Here is a 17,900-nt window from a genome sequence, read left to right on the forward strand (position 1 = left end):
CGTGCCATCTGCTGCCGACCACTGGAACAGTTCGCTCGCACTTGCGGTTCTCGTCCTCCTGTCGGGGTGTACGGGAACCTCTGCCGTCCACGCGGTAGATGGTGCACTCTTGGACTCGTCGTCTACTCCTGACCCTTCGGCGACACAACAGGCAGCGAACCCGTGGGGCCACGCTCCCATCGTCGTCTCGGTGGACGCGCCCGACGACGGCCGTGACTACGCGTCACTCATCGAATCGGCAGTCTCGTACTGGGTCGAGAACAGCACGAACACCTCCTACGACCCGCGATTTGTCGTCAGGCCGAACGCGTCCGACCCGGACGTTCGCGTCTCCATCGTCGACGATATCGACTCGTGCGGTGAGTACGCCGGCCAAAACGCCGTCGGGTGTGCGCCACTGTTAGACGGGTCGAAGACGCAGGTGGGACAGAACGCCACGCCGGTTCAGGTCGCCGCAGGCTACGACGACGACACGACGACGACTGCCCTCACCCACGAGTTCGGTCACCTCCTCGGGGTGACCCACGACGACGCCGAGGCACATCCCGTTATGAGTCCCCGAATCGAGACGACACGACTGCCGGCCACGAACGCCACAGTCCGCGAGTCTCCGTACCGGACCGAGACACTCCGGGTCTACGTGGACCTCTCGAACGTCTCGGTGACGGACCGAGACGCGTACGAGGCCGAAATCGACCACGCGCTCACGTACTACGACTCTGGTGCCGCCGGATTCACCCCAGACGACCTCTCGATAACTCGTGTATCCGACCCGTCTCGCGCGCACGTCGTCGTCTCGGTCACCGACTTCGAAGACGGACACTCCGGCGCCCGATGGCGACGAACTGGCGAGTCGGTAGACGACGACGCCGCCTTCGAGTGGTACACGGGCGGCGACATCGTCGTCGACGCCGGGATGGGGCCGACACTCGTCGATTGGTACGTCGGGTCGAGTTTCGGATACCTGCTCGCGGCAGAGGACCGGTCGGAGTTACCCCCTCCGTTCCGCGACAGTGACTTACGAGACGACCCGCGGTGGCGCGGCGTGGTGAACGAGTCGGCTCTCGGACCGTCGCAGACTGCTCCGTAGTGGGGTTTCGGAGAACGCAAGAATTTCCACTGTCCCGGTGGGAGTACATCTATGAACGACAGTGAGGACCCGAACGCCGAGGTCCAGTACCACCTCGAAGTTGGACCATCGGACCTCGCCGATGCGGTCTTACTCCCCGGAAACCCAGAGCGCGTCGACAAGATAACTGCGCTGTGGAACGACTACGAAGAGAAGGCCTACCACCGCGAGTACCGTACCGCGACGGGGACGTACGACGAGACGCCCATCTCCGTCACGTCGACGGGTATCGGCAGTCCATCGGCCGCCATCGCCGTCGAAGAACTCGCTCGCGTCGGCGTCGAGACGTTCATCCGCGTCGGGTCGTGCGGTGCCATCCAACCCGAGATGGACGTGGGTGACCTCGTCATCACGTCCGGTGCGGTCAGACAGGAAGGAACCTCGAAGGAGTACGTCCGCGAGGACTACCCGGCCGTCGCAGACCACGAAGTCGTCTCAGCCCTCGTCGCCGCCGCAGAACGACTCGACTACGACTACCACGTCGGCCTCACGATGAGTGCGGACTCGTTCTACGCTGGACAGGGTCGTCCCGGATTCGAGGAGTTCCGTGCCGCAGGGTCCGAATCGCTGGTGAAGGAACTACAGGACGCGAACGTCAAGAACATCGAGATGGAGGCGTCCGCGCTCTTGACCATCGCCAACGTCTACGGTCTGCGCGCCGGTGCCGTCTGCTCAGTCTACGCTAACCGCGTTACCGGCGAGTTCCGTACCGAAGGTGAGTCCAGAGCGTCAGAAGTTGCGAGTCTCGCGGTTCACCTCCTCGCCAAGATGGACGAGGCCAAACGTGAGGCCGGCGTCGACCACTGGCACGCCGGTTTGACGCTGGAATAGTCCGACGAACGTCGAACCCGAATTTCGACGCGTCGGGCCGCATACCCCACAAATACGCACATCTCGGGAGACGGTTTCAAAGCCCCTTTATCTGATGACTGCACAGACGACGACATGAGCACGCAGGTCGTCGTTCTCGGCTCGGGCTACGCCGGGGCCGGCGCAGTAAAACGCCTGGAAGCGGAACTCGGTCACGACGCACAACTAACGTGGGTCGCCGAACACGACTACCACCTCGTCCTCCACGAGGTCCACCGATGTATCCGTGACCCGAGTGTCGAGTCGAACATCGCCATCCCCATCGACGACGTGAAATCCAGCGAGACGGACTTCGTCAAGGGGCGCGTCACCGACGTCGACGTGGACGAACGCCTCGTCGAACTCGAAGGCGGCGACACCGTCGACTACGACTACCTTCTGGTCGCCATCGGGTCGTCCACCGCGTTCTTCGGTATCGAGGGCCTCGAAGAGTACGCCCACCAACTCAAGGGCCTCGACGACGCTCGCGAGATTCATCAGGACATCAAGCAGGCCTCCGCAGACGCCTCCCGCGACGACCCTGCACAGGTCGTCATCGGCGGTGCCGGTCTGTCTGGCATCCAGACGGCCGCGGAAGTCGCCGAGTACCGCGACCTGAACCGCGCCCCAATCGACATCAAACTCGTCGAAGGGATGGACGAAATCTTCCCCGGCAACGACCCAGAACTGCAGGGTGCGCTCCGTCGCCGTCTCGAAGCCCTCGACATCGACATCCTGACCGGCGACTTCATCTCGAAAGTCGACGAGGAGACGGTCTTCATCGGCGGTGGCGAGGACGAAGAACCCGCCGAGCTCGCCTACGACGTGCTGGTCTGGACCGGTGGCATCACGGGTCAGCCAGAGGCACAGGACCTCGAACTCGAACAGGACGAGCGCTCCCACCGCTTCTTCGCGGAGGACGATTTCCAGACGAGCGACGACCGCGTCTTCGCGGTCGGTGACTGTGCACTGGTCGAACAGGGGTCCGACAACGTCGCACCGCCGACGGCGCAGGCCGCTTGGGACGCCGCCGACGTCGCCGGCGAGAACGTCGCTCGCGCCATCGCCGGCCGTCCGCTCAAGCGCTGGTCGTTCACCGACAAGGGGACGGTCATCTCCATCGGCGAGGACGCCGTCGCCCACGGCGTCAAATTCCCCGTCGTCGGCGAGTTCCCGGTCAACGTCTTCGGTGGCCCCCTCGCCAAGATGCTGAAGAAGGGTATCGCCGCCAACTGGATTGCCGACGTGACCTCCGTCAACCGCGCACTCTCGGCGTGGAGCGACCTGTAAACTGACCCGTTCGGTACGCACTCGACACTCCTCGATTCGTCACGTCTTTTCCCCACTTCTCTTCGTCTGCTGTTCTCGCGCACGTGAGGACAGTGTTCTCACTACCGAATCGCCGTGTTAGCGCTCAGACGGTGCGCACGCTGTTGCGGTCGTTCGCAGTAGAACAGAGAAGAGACGGCGAGAGAGTTAGTGCGACGGTTCGCCGACTGGGGCCTCCATATCGTCGATACGGAGGATGAGGATGTTGCTCGTGTCGTCCTTGCCGTCGAGTGTGCCGTCGATGACGAGTTTCGAGAGCGGCGTCGGACCGACGCGAATCTTGTCTCCTTCGTGGAAGTCACGAACCGAGCCCTGCACGTGAATCTCTGCGCGGCAGAGTTCGGGGTGGTGGACGCTCGACAGGTCGATTTCGTCGACGTTCACGCCTTCGACCTGCTCGTCGTTGTGGAACAGCGGAACCGACGCGGGTTCGTCCATCTTGTCTACGTCGAGTGCCTCGTAGGCGTTCGCCGTCGGCTTGTAGCCACCCTTTGGGCCGGGTACACCCTCGACGAGCTGGAGCGCTTTCAGACTCTGCATCTGGTTGCGGATGGTGCCCGGATTACGGTTGACCTCCTCCGCAATGTCTTCTCCTTTCACCGCATCTTCGGAGTCTCGGTAGAGATTGATGAGTGCGGTAAGGATAGTTTTCTGACTCGAAGTCAGCTCGATTGACGACATGGAGAGTGGTTCGCTACATACGTCCTTAAATCCGATGGATGGTGGGTCGAATATTCTGTTCGGTCCCGTTGTAACGAACACCTTTTCAAGAATGTCAAAGTGGGACAGACGTTCATCGAGTTGGTGTCGATAGCCCTTTACGCTTCACGGGAGTGCGGTCGAATCATGAACGGGAAACGAGTGCTCGTCACCGGCGGTGCAGGGTTCATCGGTTCCAACCTCGCGAACTCGCTCGCCGGAGACAACGACGTCGTCGCCATCGACGACCTCTACCTCGGGACGCCCGAGAACCTCGACGACGCAGTCGAGTTCCACGACGTGAGCGTGCTCGACGACGACTTGCCGACCGAGGATGTGGACGTGGTGTTCCACCTCGCGGCGCTGTCGTCGTACAAGATGCACGAAGATGACCCGGCACGCGGTGCCCGTGTCAACGTCGAAGGATTCGTCAACACGGTCGAACAGGCCCGCAACGACGGGTGCGACACCGTCGTCTACGCCTCCACGTCGTCGATTTACGGGTCGCGGACCGACCCGTCGCCCGAAGACATGCCTGTCGAGGCGCGGACGGGGTACGAGGCGTCGAAACTCGCACGCGAACGCTATGCCGAATACTTCCACCACCACTACGACATGCACCTCGCCGGCCTGCGTTTCTTCTCTGTCTATCAGGGATTCGGCGGGGCGGAAGAACACAAAGGCGAGTTCGCCAACACCGTCGCACAGTTCGCCGACAAGATTGCCCACGGCGAACGACCCGAACTCTTCGGGGACGGGTCACAGACGCGCGACTTCACCCACGTCGACGACGTCGTCCGCGGCATCGAACTCGCCGCCGACCACCGACTTCAGGGTATCTACAACCTCGGGACGGGCGAGAGTTACTCGTTCAACGAGATGGTTTCGATGATAAACGACGCTCTTGGAACCGACGTGGACCCTGCGTACATCGAGAACCCACTGGACGTGTACGTCCACGATACGATGGCCGATTGCACGAAGATTCGCGAGGCGACCGGATGGGAACCGGAAATCTCGTTCGACGAGGGCGTCCGTCGCGTCTGCGAACCGTACCACTCCGACTAACTCCCCGACGCCTCCGGCGCCGGTGACCGACTTCGTTCTTCGAACTCCACGTTCACGGTGACGTCTCGCTGCGTCGTCGCACGTATCTCGTTCCCGAACCGAGATGCTAACTGAGGATACTGTTCACCGACTGGGTGCTGGACAGTGACCGTGACTTCTCGGGGGGCGTCACTCAGTCCCGCAGTTCCGAAGTCGACTCGAACCGAGAGGAGTTCGAGCGAGTCGTACGTCGGGTCGTCCAGGACGGTCTGAACCGCCGCTGTCGATTGATTCTCGAACACGATGTGTGAGGTAAGCAGGGCCCCCGGTCCGAGTACCGTCAGCCCGAGCAGTGCGATGGCGACCCACGTCGTCCGGTTTCCGACGAGTGTCCGGACGAACGCGCGCGTAGACGATGCCGAGTCCCAGTCGGTGGGACGGTAGCCGAGATACCACAGCGAGAGCGTTCCAGCGAAGACGATGCCGACGATGTTGACCACGAGTAGCGTGAGTGCACCGACAGTCACCGTCGGAATGCCCCACGCGACGCCGATGCCGACTGCCGCCGCGGCGGGAACGGTCGCAGCAGCGACGGCGACACCAACAATCGAGACTGGAAGTTCGGTGGCGAGGCCCACGCCTCCGGCGGCACCGGCACAGAGTGCGACGAGCAACGTCAACAGGCCCGGCGACGAACGACTCGCTATCTGCTGGACTGTCGTCACGTCCAGCGACGGAGGGACGAACTGTGCCGTCTTGAGTCCCCACCCGAGGAGGGCGGCAGCGACGGCGGCGACGGCGAGTCCACTCACCGTCGACCGAATCCCTTGTGTGAACATCGTCTCGTCGCCGAGTGCCGCACCGACGCTCCCCGTGAGTGCTGCTCCGATTTGTGGTGCGATGACCATCGACCCGACGACGAGTGCGGGCGAGTCGAGCAACAACCCTGCTGTCGCGACGAGGGCGCTCAGAATCGTCATCAGGTAGTACGCCGTCGGTTGCGGGTTGAGGTCGTGTGCCTTCGTCTGAATCTCTTCGTTCGAGACGCGCTCTTCTTCTTCGTGGCCTTCGACGAACCGCTCGACGAGGTGGTCGTAGTTCGGTGTGTTCGCCGACTCGGCGTTGCCGATGACGAGATGGTCTTCTTCGAATCCCGTCTCGGCGAGGTTGTCTCTGATTCTATCGACTGCCTCTGTCGGCACCGGAAAGACGACGAGGAAGGCCCGACTCTCGTCGTCTGCGCGTTCGTCGTGAATCGGGAGTGCCACGGGGTCGATGTTCTCGTCTCGAAGTGTGCCGAGGACCGCGTCGAGGTGGCCACTCCCGACGCGCATCTGAAGGAGACGCATGCCGTGGGATACAACGCCTCGCCGCAAAAATCGGGATGCTGTCTGGTCTGTTCACCGGACGGTCTGCCGTTCCGAGGTGTCCGCATGAGTGTGGTTTCCGATGCCACTAAACACCCGCACCGAGTGATTCGACTATGGAACGGAACGTTCGAATTCTCGGTGCACCGACTGACTACGGTGCAAACCGTCGTGGTGTGGACATGGGTCCTTCTGCGATTCGATATGCGGGACTGACGGCGCAACTGGAGTCTGCGGGTGTCTCGACGACGGATGCGGGTGACCTCAGCGTCCCCCACCACGCGACGCGCGACGCCGACGCAGGTGCAGAGAACGCAAAACACATCCAGGAAGTCGAAGAGGTGTGTACCGCACTCGCCGACACTGTCTCGACTGCGCTCGCGGACGGGGCGACGCCGCTCGCCCTCGGCGGCGACCACTCTATCGCAATCGGGTCGATGGTCGGCAGTGCCCGCGACGCCGACATCGGTGTCGTCTGGTTCGACGCCCACGGCGACTTCAACACGCCGGGAACCTCACCGTCGGGGAACGTCCACGGGATGCCCCTCGCTGCGGCCCTCGGTATCGGCGACTTCGACGGCGTCGAATGGGCGAACGCCGACGGCCTGAACGAAGAGAACGTCGCCATCGTCGGCCTCCGCGACGTGGACGAAAACGAGACAGCGGCGATTCGCGACAGCGACGTGACTGCCTACACGATGTCCGACATCGACGAACGTGGCATCACCGAGGTGACGCAGGACGCACTCGACGTTGCCACGAGTGGAACGGACGGTATCCACATCAGTCTGGACCTCGATTGGCTCGACCCCCGCGAAGCACCGGGTGTCGGGACGCCCGTCCGCGGCGGTGCCACGTACCGAGAGGCACACGCGGCGATGGAACTCGTCGCCGAGTCGGAGGCGATGCGGTCGTTCGAACTCGTCGAGGTCAACCCCATCCTCGACCAGCACAACGAGACGGCAACGCTCGCGACTGAACTCGCCGCCAGCGCCTTCGGCAAGCGCATCCTCTGATGGCAGCGCCGAGAGAAGCACCCGCACCGCACGACTTGGCCGCCGGCGTCGTCGTCATCCGTGACGACGCCATCCTCGCGGTGTACGAGAAGGACCGCTGGGGACTGCCGAAAGGCGGGTCCGAACCCGGGGAGTTCTTCTTCGAGACGGCCGCCCGCGAGGCAGCAGAAGAGACTGGCATCCCGGTCGAAATTCAGTCGCTCGCCTTCACGAGCGAGATTCGCGGCCCGGACCGCCGTATCTACCTCCAGCGGTTCTATCACGCCGAGGCGCAGGACGACGCCGATCCGTCACCCCGCGACCCGGACGACGAAATCGAAGAAGCAGCGTACCTCCCACTGTCCGAACTGGGGTCGACGCTCACGTACCGTCCGCGTGTCGAACCCCTCCGTGAGTGGTTGCGGGACCGGAAACCCCGGCACTACACGTACGACCTGACGAGCGAACCGTCGCACGTCGACGAGTAGCCACTCGGAGACCGATTTTTTGAGAACAGGAACGAGATGGGAAACCCCTATTAGCGGTTACTCTTCGTCCGCTTCGGGTTCTTCGTCTGCGTCGGGTGCAGCGCTCACTTCGTTCGTTTCCGCTGTTTCGTCTGCATCGCCTGCGTCCACTGCGTCGTCTTCGAGTTCCTCGTCTTCGGTCGTCATCGCCGGCGGAATCACGTCGACAGAGGCGACGGTGTCGCCCGCGTCGAGGTCCATGACGATGACGCCCATCGTGTTGCGACCGACCGTCGAGATGTCTTCGACGGGCGTCCGGAGTATCTGGCCCTCGTCGGACATGACGACGAGGTGGTCGCCTTCGCCGACGGTGTTGATGGCGCAGACCGGGCCGTTTCGCTCGTTCGTCTTGATGTCGATGAGCCCTTTCCCGTTACGGGATTGCGCGCGGTACTTGTCGAGGTCGGTCCGTTTGCCGTACCCGTTTTCGGTGACGGTGAGAATCCAACTGTGGTGGGCTTCGTCGATGGCGGCGACGCCGGCGACCTGGTCGTCGCCGGTGAGTTTGATGCCGCGCACACCGCGGGCCGAGCGACCCATCGCACGAACTTCGTCTTCGTCGAAGCGGATGGACATTCCCTGTTCGGTGCCGATGACTAAGTCGTGCGCACCGCGGGTGACCTCCACGTCGACGAGTTCGTCGCCGTCGTCCAGTTTGGTGGCGATGATACCCGTCGAGAGGATGTTCTGGAAGCGGTCCATGTTCGTCCGCTTGATGTACCCGCTTCGGGTCACCATCGTCAGGTAGCCGTCTTCTTCCTCTAAGTCGTCACAGTTGACGACGGCGGTAATCTCCTCTCCGTCGTCGAAGTCAAGCAGGTTGACTGCGGACTTGCCGCGGGCGGTGCGGGACATCTCCGGAACCTGGTAGGTCTTGAGTTGGTAGACCTGCCCGTGGTTGGTGAAGCACAACAGGTCGTCGTGGGTGTTCGTGACGAATACCGACGACACCTTGTCGCCTTCCTTCAGGTCGGTGCCGATGATGCCTTTGCCACCGCGGTGCTGGGCGCGGAAGCGCGAGACGGGCATCCGCTTGATGTAGTCGTCTTCGCTGACGACGACGACGACGTCCTCTTCGGGGATGAGGTCTGCGCGGGTGACTTCGCCGGTGTTGGCGACGAACGAGGTCCGCCGGTCGTCGGCGTACTCGTCTTTGATGTCGAGGAGTTCGGATTCGATGACGGCGTCCAGTTCGGACGCGTCCCCGAGGATGGTTTCGAGGCGCTCGATGGTCGCCTGCACGTCCTCGTACTCGTCTTCGATTTCGGCCGCTTCCATCGAGGTGAGCGAACCGAGTTGCATCGAGACGATGTGGTTCGCCTGGTCTTCGGAGAAGTCGAACGCCGGAAGTGGTTCGCCGTCGACCTCGACGGTCACCTCGCCACGGAGTGCGGCCTTCGCGTCGTCACGACTCTCGGAGTTTCGGATGGTCTCGACCACGTCGTCGATGTTGTCGAGGGCCTTCAGGCGGCCTTCGAGGATGTGTGCCCGGTCTTCGGCCTCGGCGAGTTCGTACTCGGAGCGCCGACGGACCACGTCGCGGCGGTGGTCGAGGTAGTGCTGGAGCGTCTCTTTGAGCGTCAGCACTTGGGGTTGGCCGTCCACGAGGGCGAGGTTGATGACGCCGAACGTGGATTCGAGGTGGTTGTCGAGCAGTTGGTTCTTGACGACTTCCGCCATCGCGCCGCGCTTGAGTTCGATGACGACGCGGATACCGTCGCGGTCGGACTCGTCGCGGATGTCGCGGATGCCCTCTATCTTGCCGGCGTTCACGTCGTCGGCGATTCGCTCGATGAGGCGGGCCTTGTTCTCCTGATACGGGAGTTCGTTGATGACGATACGGCCTTCCTCTTCGTCTACATCGTAGTCGGCGCGGACACGGACTCGCCCGCGACCCGTCTTGTACGCCTTGTGGACCGCGTTTCGGCCGACGATGTTCGCACCGGTTGGGAAGTCCGGCCCTTTGACGTGCTCCATCAGGTCGCTGACGGTTGCATCGGGATTCTCGATGAGTTCGACGGTGGCGTCGATGACTTCACCGAGGTTGTGCGGCGGGATGTTCGTGGACATCCCGACGGCGATACCGGACGACCCGTTGACGAGCAGGTTCGGGAACGACGACGGAAGGACGGTCGGTTCCTGTTTGCGGTCGTCGTAGTTCGACTGGAAGTCGACGGTGTCTTTGTCGATATCCGCGAGGAGTTCCTCCGCGATGGAGGACATCCGCGCTTCCGTGTACCGCATCGCTGCCGGCGGGTCACCGTCGACAGACCCGAAGTTCCCCTGTCCGTCGACGAGGGGGTAACGCATGGAGAAATCCTGTGCCATGCGCGCGAGAGTGTCGTAGATTGCGGAGTCACCGTGCGGGTGGTAGTCACCCATCGTCTCGCCCACGATGGACGAAGACTTCCGGTGTGAGGAGTTGGAGGTCACACCGGCCTGATGCATCGCGTAGAGGATGCGTCGGTGGACCGGTTTCAGGCCGTCGCGGACGTCCGGAAGAGCACGTCCTGCGATGACCGACATCGCGTAGTCGATGTACGACTGTTCCATCTCGTCTTCGATGCGAGCGTTGCGAATCTCCGCCGCGATGCCCGCGCCGGGTTCGAAGGAATCAGGTGCGTCAGAACTCATATTAGATGTCTACCCACTCGGCTTCGGTCGCGTGTTCTTTGATGAACTCTTTTCGAGGTTCGACAGCGTCGCCCATCAGAATGCTGAACATCCGGTCGGCGGCGGCGGCGTCCTCGATGGTGATGCGCTTGAGGACGCGGTTTTCGGGGTTCATCGTCGTCTCCCACAGTTGGTCGGGGTTCATCTCGCCGAGACCCTTGAACCGCTGGACCTGCGTGGGGTTACCGTTACACTTCTCTTCGATGATGCGGTCCCGCTCTTCCTCGTTCATCGCGTCGTAGGTGTTGCCACGGTAGCGGACGCGGTAGAGTGGGGGTTGCGCCGCGTAGACGTAGCCCGCTTCGATGAGGGGGCGCATGTGGCGGTACAGAAGCGTGAGGAGCAGGGTTCGAATGTGTGCCCCGTCCACGTCGGCGTCAGTCATCAGGATGATGCGGTTGTACCGCGCGTCCTCGATGTCGAACTCGTCGCCGATGCCCGCCCCGATGGCGGTGATGAGTGCGCGAACCTCGTTGTTCTGGAGGATGCGGTCGAGACGGTGTTTCTCGACGTTCAGAATCTTCCCACGGAGGGGGAGAATCGCCTGGAACTTCCGGTCGCGGCCCTGCTTTGCAGACCCGCCTGCGGAGTCGCCCTCGACGACGAACAGTTCGGACTCGGAGGGGTCGCGCGTCTGACAGTCTGCGAGTTTGCCCGGCAGTGCGGTGGATTCGAGCGCCGACTTGCGGCGAGTGAGTTCTTCGGCCTGTTTCGCGGCCTTGCGGGCGCGTGCGGCCTCGACGGCCTTCATGATGATGGCCTGCGCCACGTCCGGGTTCTCCTCGAAGTACGTGCCAAGTTTCTCGTGCGTGACACTCTCGACGATACCACGAACCTCGGAGTTGCCGAGTTTCGTCTTCGTCTGGCCCTCGAACTGCGGGTCGGGGTGCTTGATGGAGATGACGGCGGTGAGGCCTTCACGAACGTCCTCGCCGCGGAGGTTGTCGCCGTCGAGGTCCGAGAGCATCCCCTCGGAGTTCGCGTAGTCGTTGACGACACGGGTGAGTGCCGTCTTGAACCCGGTCAGGTGGGTTCCGCCTTCACGGGTGTTGATGTTGTTGGCGAAGGCGTGGATGGAACCCTGTAACTCGTCGGTCGCCTGCATGGCGATTTCGACGGCGATGCCGTCTGACTCGTCTTCGTAGTAGATGACGTCCTCGTGGAGTGACGTCTTCGTCTCGTCGAGGTACTCGACGAACTCACGGATTCCACCCTCGAAGAGGAAGGTGCTCGACTCGCCGGTTCGCTCGTCGGTGAGCGCGATTTCGACGCCGGAGTTGAGGAATGCGAGTTCCCGAAGCCGGTTTTCGAGCGTCTTGAAGTCGAACTCGTCCGTCTCGAAAATATCGCTGTCGGGCCAGAACGTGATGACCGTCCCGGTGTCTTCGTCCGGTTCGAGGTCACGAACGCGTTCGAATCCGTCCGGGAGTGGTTCGCCGAGTTCGAAGCGGTGACGCCAGAGTGCGCCGTCGCGCTTGACTTCGACTTCCAGTTCCTTCGAGAGTGCGTTGACGACGGAGACACCGACGCCGTGCAGACCTCCGGAGACCTGGTAGGATTTGTTGTCGAACTTCCCCCCCGCGTGGAGGATGGTCATGATGACCTCCAGGGCAGGTCGGTCGTACTGTTCGTGCGTATCTACCGGGATACCACGGCCATTGTCTGCGACACTCACTGACCCGTCTTCGTGAAGAGTCACTTCGATAGCGTCACAATACCCCGCGAGTGCTTCGTCGATGGAGTTGTCGACGACTTCGTAGACGAGGTGATGGAGTCCGCGAGAATCGGTGGACCCGATGTACATCGCCGGACGCTTTCGAACGGCTTCGAGCCCTTCGAGGACCTGAATCTGTCCGGCCCCGTACTCGTTATCCTGAGACATCTGAAGTGGCCTAGGATAGCCCGTCCCTTAAAGGCTCGCACGCGCGGGCGCGAACTACTTACAGGAACGCTGCTTCGAGCCACCAACGGCGGACCTGTCGTGCAATTTTCGACCGGTTCTGACCTGCAACCGCGGTCACGATTCGCCAGCCCCGTTCACTTTCACCCTGGTGCCGGTGAGTACTTAACGCGGGACTGGGTAGATGCGGCACAGGAAATGACGTCGTTCCAGTCGACGCTCGGTGAAGACGAGGGGATCGCAGAGGAGTTGGCGAAAGGCCAGCGAGAGATCTCCATCGCCGAGTTCTTCGAGAAGAACAAGCACATGTTGGGCTTCGACAGTGGAGCCCGCGGGTTGGTCACCGCCGTCAAGGAGGCTGTGGACAACGCGCTCGACGCCACGGAGGAGGCGGGCATCCAGCCCGACATCTACGTGGAAATCAGCGAGGTACGCGACTACTATCGCCTCGTCATCGAAGACAACGGGCCGGGCATCACGAAAGAACAGGTGCCCAAAGTGTTCGGGAAACTCCTCTATGGGTCTCGTTTCCACGCACGCGAACAGTCCCGCGGTCAGCAGGGTATCGGTATCTCTGCGGCAGTTCTCTACTCGCAACTGACGAGCGGGAAACCCGCGAAGATTACGAGTCGGACGCAAGGTTCCGCGGACGCCGAGTACTTCGAACTCGTCATCGACACGGACAAGAACGAACCCGAGATTCGCACGTCGAAGACCACGTCGTGGGACCGGCCCCACGGCACGCGAATCGAGTTAGAGATGGAAGCGAACATGCGGGCGCGCCAGCAACTCCACGACTACATCCTCCACACGGCAGTCGTGAACCCGCACGCACGCTTCGAACTTCGGGAACCCGGCCTCGACGAACCGATGAAGTTCGAACGGGCCACCGACCAACTTCCGGAACAGACCAGCGAGATTCGGCCACACCCACACGGGGTCGAACTCGGGACGCTGTTGAAGATGCTCACTGCGACGGAGTCGTACTCCGTCTCCGGGTTCCTCCAAGAGGAGTTCACCCGCGTCGGTGCGAAAACGTCGAGCAAAGTTATCGACGCCTTCCGTGACCGACACTTCGGCCGCGAGATGACGTGGAAGACGCCGGCGACACACGAATCGGACGAACTCGTCGCCGTCGTCGAAGATGCAATCGCGAACAAAGGGAAAGGCCCGACGGCCGCGTTCGCCGAGGAACTCGTCGATATCGTCGTCGGCAAAGACCGCATCGCCCACGAAGAACTCGTGACTATCGTCGGCAACGTTGCCGAGTCGGTCGGTGCCGAGACGGACACCTCGTTCGGTGACACGGTTCAATCGAACGTCGTCGAAGCCCTGTGGCCCGTCCTCACCGAGGACCGCGAAGGCGACATCTACAGTATCGTCGACGAGGTGACGACGACGAAGAAGAGCGACGCCGGCAAAGTGTCGATTTCGCGTTCTATCGCGACGCAGTTCGCCGAGACGACCGGACCCGCAGACCGCGCCACACACGACGACATCGACGAGTTCGTCACGTGGGCGGCGGAACGAACCAAAGAACGGCAAGACGAGACGTACGGCGAGACGGCCCGCGAGAACATCGTGGACGCACTCTGGTCACGCATGCGAACTGTCTCGGACGACGTACCGAAAGTCCGTGACATCGCCGACGACCGGGACGTGGCCCGCGACTTGCTCGAAGGCATGCGCGAGACGGACATCCTCGCGCCACCGACGGACTGTCTCTCGCCCATCACGGCCGAACTCGTCGAAGAAGGGCTGAAAAAAGAGTTCGACGCCGACTTCTACGCCGCGGCGACGCGTGACGCGGAAGTCCACGGCGGCGACCCGTTCATCGTCGAAGCGGGCATCGCCTACGGCGGCGAACTCAAATCCGAGGGGAGCATCGACCTGCTTCGCTTCGCGAACCGCGTCCCCCTCGTCTACCAGCAGGGCGCGTGTACCATCACGCACGTCGTGAAGGACATCGGCTGGCGGAACTACGGCCTCGACCAACCGGGCGGGAGCGGCATGCCGAACGGTCCCGCCGTCCTCATGGTCCACGTCGCATCCACGAACGTGCCGTTCACGAGCGAGTCGAAAGACGCACTCGCGGACGTGCCGGCGATTCAAGACGAAGTCGAACTCGCCATCCGCGAGGCGGCCCGCGACCTCAAGTCGTACCTCTCGAAGCGTCGTTCGCTCCAGAAGCGCCGGAAGAAGCAGGACGTGCTCGGTCGCATCCTGCCGCAGATGGCGACAAAACTCTCGGAAGTCACCGGACGCGAGGAACCCAACATCGAGGGCGCACTCGCTCGCATCATGAACAACGTGAGTGTGGACCGCGACGTCGACGACGGCGAGGTGACGCTCACAGTGAAGAACTACTCGAGTACGAACGAGGCACCCGACATCACGGACATCGTCTCTGCGGAACCGAGCGGTCTCAACGGTGACGCTACGGTGGTCGACCTCGACGGCGAGTGGTTCGTCAAGTGGAGTCCGGAGGTGTCTGCCGGCGAATCGGCGACGCTCACGTACTCAGTCGCACAGGACGCGTCGTTCGACATCAACGTCGACGGCGTCGAGACGGAGAAACTCACGGTGAACGCATAATGGCATCCGAATCCAAGACCTCCGAGGAGATTGCCCGCGAACGGCTCATCGACCTCGCAGCGGAGTTCTACGACCAGTTCGACCGCGGGGAGATTCCCGAGATGAAACTCCCGACGCGGACGAAGAGCAACATCGAATACGACGAAGACTCGCACGTGTGGGTCTACGGCGACCGAACCTCGACCCGGTCGGCGAACAGCGTCCGCGGCGCGCGGAAACTGCTGAAGGCCGCCTACACTATCGAGTTCCTCGCCCGGCAACTCGACGAAGACCGCTCGTCTACCCTCCGTGAACTCTACTACCTCTCCGAGTCGTGGGACGCAGAAGAGGCCCACTTCTCCGACCAGGACGAGTCGAACCAACTCGTCGAAGACCTCGAAATCGTCTCGAAGGTCACCCGTGAGGACTTCCACATGCGACCCGAGGAGTCGGGTGCGACGCTCATGGGGCCACTCCAGATTCGCGAGCAGACTCGCCGCGGCGAGCGCGAAATCCACTGTCAAGGTGACGTGGGCGAAGGTGGCTATCAGATTCCGAACAACCCGGACACCATCGAGTTCCTCGACCACGACATCGACTTCGTGATGTGTGTCGAGACCGGTGGTATGCGCGACCGTCTCATCGAAAACGGGTTCGACGAGGAGTACAACGCCCTCATCGTCCACCTGAAGGGACAACCCGCACGGGCGACCCGTCGTATCACCAAGCGACTCCACGACGAACTCGACTTGCCCGTCGTGGTCTTCACAGACGGCGACCCGTGGTCGTACCGCATCTTCGGGTCCGTCGCGTACGGGTCCATCAAGTCTGCACACCTCTCGGAGTACCTCGCGACGCCGGAAGCCCGGTTCGTGGGTATCCAACCGCAGGACATCGTCGACTACGACCTGCCGACCGACCCGCTGGCAGACTCCGACATCAACGCGCTCAAGTCCGAACTGGACGACCCGCGCTTCATGACCGACTACTGGGAGGAGCAGATAGAACTGCAACTCGACATCGGGAAGAAGGCAGAACAGCAGGCACTCGCGGCACGCGGTCTGGACTTCGTCACCGACGAATACCTGCCCACGCGTCTGGACGAGATGGGCGTCATCTGACTCGGCGAGGCACGTTCCGGCCCCGCTTTCGTTTTTCGTGCCCGCTTACGGATACAGTCCGTCACCGCGGAATCCGTCGAAGAATCGACTGACGACGCCGTTGAGTTCTCTCGGCGTCCCGGTCGCAAGGTTGTGCCCGACACCCTTGAACATCGCCAGCGTCGCGTCGTCGATGCCATCTTTCACCTCGCGGATGCGCGGTTCGGGGAACAGTCGGTCAGCGTCCCCCGCCGCGACGAGCGTAGGTGCGTCGATTGTTTCGAGAATCTCACGTGAGTCGTGTTCGAGACAGGCGGTACACGAAAGAACCACGTCGGCGGGAACCTCCGGACGGAAGTCGGCGACTCGTCCGGCGAGTTGGATGAGTGGCGGAGCGATGCGCTTCTCGTACCCGTCTGCTACCTCGCGTTCGGTGTCCGCGAGTACGTCGCTCCACTTTCCTTTGCCCGCCCAGTTCCGCCACCGTTTCAGTGCCGTTTCACCGTGGCCACCGAGGCGCGTTCCCGCCGAGACGATAGCCACCGACCCGACGTAGTCGGGGTAGTCGGCGGAGAGGTACTGCGCGACGAGGCCACCCATCGAGACACCGATTACGTCGGCAGGCCACAGGTCCTGTTCGTCGATGATGGTCGCGTACGCCGCGGCCATGTCGCGGGTCGAAGACCCGACGGGGAGGTGGCGGCGTCGGCCGACCACCCACACGTCTCGGTCGGAGAACTCTCGGTAGAGTCCGGTCAGTGCCATCGCGATACCACGGTTCGGTTCGCCGCGTTGGAGGGCGTCGGAGAGGCCGGGGAGGACGAGGAGGGGGTCACCGTCGGTGTCGCCAAACCGGTAGTAGGGCCGCCGGCCACCGAGCATACCATAGTCGAGGTCCATGCGTCGATACACGGTGCGATGCGGCAAAACCGTTCTGTCTATTTACACCTTCTCAGATTTGGTCCGGGTCGTCGAGGACGACCGGAATTCCGCGCGTCGCCACGTCGACGACGAACGCCGCTTCGTCCGCTTCGAGGAGGGGGATGGTGTCGTAGTGGATGGGCAACACGAGGTCTGGGTCCAGTGTCTCTGCGAGGTCCGCGGCCTCGTGACGGTCCATCACCACTGTCCCGCCGATGTTGGCGAGGAACAGCGACACTTCGAGGTGCTCGAATCCTTCCAGCACGTCGGAGTCACCGGGCCAGAAGATGGTTCGGTCGCCGAGGGAGATATGGTAGGCACACCCGAGTCCGCGCGGATGATAGGGTTCGCCGTTGTCGCGGAGGTGTGGCCCGTCTGGGTCGTTGAACGCGGGAAGCGTCCACACGTCGGCGTCGCCGACCGTGAGGTAGTCTTCTTCACCGACACGAATCGTCTCGTAGGGCAGGTCTTCGACAGGTGTCACGTCGCGGTCGATGTTCGACGCGTCGACACCCTCGAAGGCGACGACAGTCGCGTCAGTGTCGGCCACCTGCTCGATGGCGTCGGAGTCGTAGTGGTGGTCGTGGGTGACGAGAATCAGGTCGCCGTCGCGGGCGTAGTAGTCGTCGAGGACGCCGTACCGACCGGGGTCGAAGTAGACGACGAAGCCGTCGGGTGACTCGATGCGGACCGTGGCGTATCCAAGCCACGAGACGTCGAGGCCGTCGTGTTTGATGCTCATGGACGTGAGGTGGACCCGCCGCATGAAAAACGCGACTACTGCGAGTGG

Annotated in this window: 14 protein-coding genes; 8 read left to right on the plus strand and 6 right to left on the minus strand. The window is 62.5% G+C overall.

The annotated features are described in order from the left end of the window. Position 1 precedes the first annotated feature (1 nt). The 3 genes from GJR96_RS12490 to GJR96_RS12500 all read left to right on the plus strand — a co-directional run bounded on the left by GJR96_RS12490 (position 2) and on the right by GJR96_RS12500 (position 3,268). Positions 2-1,090 carry a hypothetical protein gene (locus GJR96_RS12490; protein ID WP_225317739.1) on the plus strand — a complete coding sequence of 363 codons (1,089 nt, stop codon included), beginning with the start codon at positions 2-4 and terminating at the stop codon, positions 1,088-1,090. A 51-nt stretch (positions 1,091-1,141) separates the two neighbouring features. Then, positions 1,142-1,960, plus strand: a complete 819-nt coding sequence (locus GJR96_RS12495; protein ID WP_151163221.1) for a nucleoside phosphorylase — start codon at positions 1,142-1,144, stop codon at positions 1,958-1,960. Between the two features lie 114 nt (positions 1,961-2,074). After that, positions 2,075-3,268 (plus strand): NAD(P)/FAD-dependent oxidoreductase, encoded by a 1,194-nt coding sequence (locus GJR96_RS12500; RefSeq protein WP_151163222.1) that lies wholly within the window; start codon positions 2,075-2,077, stop codon positions 3,266-3,268. A gap of 186 nt (positions 3,269-3,454) precedes the next feature. Here GJR96_RS12500 and GJR96_RS12505 read toward each other — a convergent pair whose 3' ends face one another. Beyond that, entirely contained in the window at positions 3,455-3,988 is a 534-nt protein-coding gene (locus GJR96_RS12505; RefSeq protein WP_151163223.1) for an Rrf2 family transcriptional regulator, read from the minus strand. 165 nt (positions 3,989-4,153) lie between these two features. Between GJR96_RS12505 and GJR96_RS12510 the strand changes: the two genes are divergently transcribed. Then, complete coding sequence (locus GJR96_RS12510) at positions 4,154-5,074, plus strand: NAD-dependent epimerase/dehydratase family protein (RefSeq protein WP_151163224.1); 921 nt, start codon at positions 4,154-4,156, stop codon at positions 5,072-5,074. Here the strand turns inward: GJR96_RS12510 and GJR96_RS12515 are convergent. Further along, positions 5,071-6,402: a TIGR00341 family protein gene (locus tag GJR96_RS12515; protein ID WP_151163225.1), complete on the minus strand. Its 1,332-nt coding sequence runs from the start codon at positions 6,400-6,402 to the stop codon at positions 5,071-5,073. The two genes, GJR96_RS12510 and GJR96_RS12515, sit on opposite strands and share 4 nt — an antisense overlap. Positions 6,403-6,536: 134 nt before the next feature. Here GJR96_RS12515 and rocF point away from each other — a divergent pair, with 134 nt between their 5' ends. Next, complete coding sequence (gene rocF, locus GJR96_RS12520; protein ID WP_151163226.1) at positions 6,537-7,436, plus strand: arginase; 900 nt, start codon at positions 6,537-6,539, stop codon at positions 7,434-7,436. Next, positions 7,436-7,903, plus strand: a complete 468-nt coding sequence (locus GJR96_RS12525; RefSeq protein ID WP_151163227.1) for an NUDIX domain-containing protein — start codon at positions 7,436-7,438, stop codon at positions 7,901-7,903. Before rocF ends, GJR96_RS12525 begins: the two co-directional genes overlap by 1 nt. A 57-nt stretch (positions 7,904-7,960) precedes the next feature. Here the strand turns inward: GJR96_RS12525 and gyrA are convergent, their stop codons facing one another. Both gyrA and gyrB read right to left on the minus strand, forming a co-directional pair. Next, positions 7,961-10,576: a DNA gyrase subunit A gene (gyrA, locus tag GJR96_RS12530; RefSeq protein WP_151163228.1), complete on the minus strand. Its 2,616-nt coding sequence runs from the start codon at positions 10,574-10,576 to the stop codon at positions 7,961-7,963. A 1-nt stretch (position 10,577) separates the two neighbouring features. After that, positions 10,578-12,497 (minus strand): DNA topoisomerase (ATP-hydrolyzing) subunit B, encoded by a 1,920-nt coding sequence (gyrB, locus tag GJR96_RS12535; protein WP_151163229.1) that lies wholly within the window; start codon positions 12,495-12,497, stop codon positions 10,578-10,580. A 216-nt stretch (positions 12,498-12,713) separates the two neighbouring features. Here gyrB and GJR96_RS12540 point away from each other — a divergent pair, with 216 nt between their 5' ends. Continuing rightward, positions 12,714-15,110, plus strand: a complete 2,397-nt coding sequence (locus GJR96_RS12540; protein ID WP_151163230.1) for a DNA topoisomerase VI subunit B — start codon at positions 12,714-12,716, stop codon at positions 15,108-15,110. Then, entirely contained in the window at positions 15,110-16,210 is a 1,101-nt protein-coding gene (locus tag GJR96_RS12545; protein WP_151163231.1) for a DNA topoisomerase IV subunit A, read from the plus strand. The genes GJR96_RS12540 and GJR96_RS12545 overlap by 1 nt, the downstream gene beginning before the upstream one ends. Positions 16,211-16,255: 45 nt before the next feature. Here the strand turns inward: GJR96_RS12545 and GJR96_RS12550 are convergent, their stop codons facing one another. Further along, on the minus strand, positions 16,256-17,089 hold the full coding sequence (locus GJR96_RS12550; RefSeq protein WP_151163232.1) for an alpha/beta fold hydrolase: 834 nt from the start codon (positions 17,087-17,089) through the stop codon (positions 16,256-16,258). A gap of 52 nt (positions 17,090-17,141) precedes the next feature. Then, positions 17,142-17,852 (minus strand): MBL fold metallo-hydrolase, encoded by a 711-nt coding sequence (locus tag GJR96_RS12555; RefSeq protein ID WP_151163233.1) that lies wholly within the window; start codon positions 17,850-17,852, stop codon positions 17,142-17,144. Between the last annotated feature and the right edge of the window lie 48 nt (positions 17,853-17,900).

The organism is Haloferax litoreum (assembly GCF_009674605.1).
In the GTDB taxonomy this organism is placed as follows: Archaea; Halobacteriota; Halobacteria; order Halobacteriales; family Haloferacaceae; genus Haloferax; species Haloferax litoreum.

What these genes read in the sequence shown, in the direction of transcription:
- GJR96_RS12495 (WP_151163221.1), top strand. Translation starts at nt 1,142, where the DNA reads ATGAACGACAGTGAGGACCCGAACGCCGAGGTCCAGTACCACCTCGAA.
- GJR96_RS12500 (WP_151163222.1), top strand. Translation starts at nt 2,075, where the DNA reads ATGAGCACGCAGGTCGTCGTTCTCGGCTCGGGCTACGCCGGGGCCGGC.
- GJR96_RS12505 (WP_151163223.1), bottom strand. Translation starts at nt 3,988, where the DNA reads ATGTCGTCAATCGAGCTGACTTCGAGTCAGAAAACTATCCTTACCGCA.
- GJR96_RS12510 (WP_151163224.1), top strand. Translation starts at nt 4,154, where the DNA reads ATGAACGGGAAACGAGTGCTCGTCACCGGCGGTGCAGGGTTCATCGGT.
- GJR96_RS12515 (WP_151163225.1), bottom strand. Translation starts at nt 6,402, where the DNA reads ATGCGTCTCCTTCAGATGCGCGTCGGGAGTGGCCACCTCGACGCGGTC.
- rocF (WP_151163226.1), top strand. Translation starts at nt 6,537, where the DNA reads ATGGAACGGAACGTTCGAATTCTCGGTGCACCGACTGACTACGGTGCA.
- GJR96_RS12525 (WP_151163227.1), top strand. Translation starts at nt 7,436, where the DNA reads ATGGCAGCGCCGAGAGAAGCACCCGCACCGCACGACTTGGCCGCCGGC.
- gyrA (WP_151163228.1), bottom strand. Translation starts at nt 10,576, where the DNA reads ATGAGTTCTGACGCACCTGATTCCTTCGAACCCGGCGCGGGCATCGCG.
- gyrB (WP_151163229.1), bottom strand. Translation starts at nt 12,497, where the DNA reads ATGTCTCAGGATAACGAGTACGGGGCCGGACAGATTCAGGTCCTCGAA.
- GJR96_RS12540 (WP_151163230.1), top strand. Translation starts at nt 12,714, where the DNA reads ATGACGTCGTTCCAGTCGACGCTCGGTGAAGACGAGGGGATCGCAGAG.
- GJR96_RS12545 (WP_151163231.1), top strand. Translation starts at nt 15,110, where the DNA reads ATGGCATCCGAATCCAAGACCTCCGAGGAGATTGCCCGCGAACGGCTC.
- GJR96_RS12550 (WP_151163232.1), bottom strand. Translation starts at nt 17,089, where the DNA reads ATGGACCTCGACTATGGTATGCTCGGTGGCCGGCGGCCCTACTACCGG.
- GJR96_RS12555 (WP_151163233.1), bottom strand. Translation starts at nt 17,852, where the DNA reads ATGAGCATCAAACACGACGGCCTCGACGTCTCGTGGCTTGGATACGCC.